Below are 1468 nucleotides of genomic sequence, written 5' to 3'. Positions count from 1 at the left end.
CGCGGCGCCCATGAACGCGTAGCCGACCATGCCGACCCGCAGTTCTTTGTCTGTCGTGGACAAGGTGGGTCTCCCCCCGGTATGTCAGAACCCGAGCTTGAGGTACTCGGCCGCGTTGTCCTTGGTGATCGTCTCGGAGGCGAGGATGATTTCCTTCGGCACCTGCAGCTCCACCAGGTCCGACATGCCCCTGCCCTGTGCGATGAGGCGGGCCAGCGAGATGGCCGACGACGCCATCGAGGGGCTGTAGGTGACAGTCGCCTTCAGGACCGTGTTGTCAGCTTGGATGTCCTGCATCGCCTTCTTCGAGCCGGCACCGCCGATCATGAAGAATTCCTTGCGGTTGGTCTGGTTGACCGCGGCCAGCACACCGATACCCTGGTCGTCGTCGTGGTTCCAGACCGCGTCCAGCTTCGGCTCGGCCTGGAAGAGACCGCTCGCCTCCTGCTGGCCCGAGTCGGCCGTGAAACGGGCGGCGCGCCGGTTCTTCACTTTGAACCCGGCCTGACCGAGGGTGTCGGCGAAACCCTTCGACCGCTCCTGGGTCAGCTCCAGTTCGTCCATGCCGGCGATCTCGCCGATCACGGGGTTGCTGAGGCCCTTGGCCTTGAACTGCTCGATCATGTACGTGGCGGCAGCCACGCCCATGCCGTAGTTGTCGCCCTTGATCTGGAGACGGTAGGCCTTGGCGTCCGGGAACGCACGGTCCAGGTTGACCACCGGGATACCGGCCTTCATCGCCTCCAAGCCGAACGCGTTGAGCTCCTTCCCGTCGTGCGGCAGCAGCACGATCACGTCGGGCTTCTGGGAGATCAGGGTGGACAGCGCCGCCCGCTGGGCCGCTGCGTCCGCGCCAGCCTCGACCGTCTTGAACTCCACGTCGGAGAACGCACCGGCCTGCGCCTTGGCGTTGTTGGTGATGGCGGCGGTCCAGCCGTGGTCGGCGGCCGGGGCGGAGAAGCCGATGATGACGCGCTTGCCAGGCTCGGCGTTGCCGCCCGGCGCCGCCGCCTTCGTCTGCGCGTCGGTCGGCGACTTCTCGTTGCTGGTGCAACCGGCGAGCAGTACGCCGGCGCCGACTGCAGCACCGCCGAAGAGCAGCCGGCGACGCGACAGATCGCTGCTGTGCTGGGTCATGACGACCTCCTGGTTGGCATAGTGGAGGAAAAGGGTGAGTGGGGTCCGGCCACCGTCGTGACGTCGGGTGGCCCAGCTACTTGGTGTGGATCTTCGGGTGGTGCCGTTTATCGGGTGGTGAGCCGGTTGCGGCCCAGGAATTGGGTGAGGCTGCGGAACTGGACCTGCTGAATCAGGACGGCGGCGACGATGATGCCGCCCTTGACCATGTTCTGGGCCTCGGTGGAGAGGCCGTTGATGGCGAAGAGGTTCGTGATCGTGGAGAAGATGACCACGCCGAGCAGGGAACCGATGATCGTCCCACGCCCACCGCTGAGCAGGGTGCCTCCGA

At 65.9% G+C, this 1468-nt stretch carries 1 protein-coding gene and 1 pseudogene; both read right to left on the bottom strand.

Annotation, left to right across the window (positions count from 1 at the left end; all coding sequences use genetic code 11):
* Positions 1–84 precede the first annotated feature (84 nt).
* The gene (locus KBX08_RS33220; RefSeq protein ID WP_210787705.1) at positions 85–1137 is read right to left on the bottom strand and encodes a substrate-binding domain-containing protein; all 1053 of its coding nucleotides are present in this window, start codon (positions 1135–1137) and stop codon (positions 85–87) included.
* A 107-nt stretch (positions 1138–1244) separates the two neighbouring features.
* Positions 1245–1468, bottom strand: a pseudogene (locus tag KBX08_RS33215) (ABC transporter permease); the annotation flags it as partial.

Source organism: Micromonospora sp. H61 (assembly GCF_018070325.1).
Taxonomy (GTDB): domain Bacteria; phylum Actinomycetota; class Actinomycetes; order Mycobacteriales; family Micromonosporaceae; genus Micromonospora; species Micromonospora salmantinae.
This window is presented reverse-complemented; position numbering and strand designations above follow the sequence as displayed.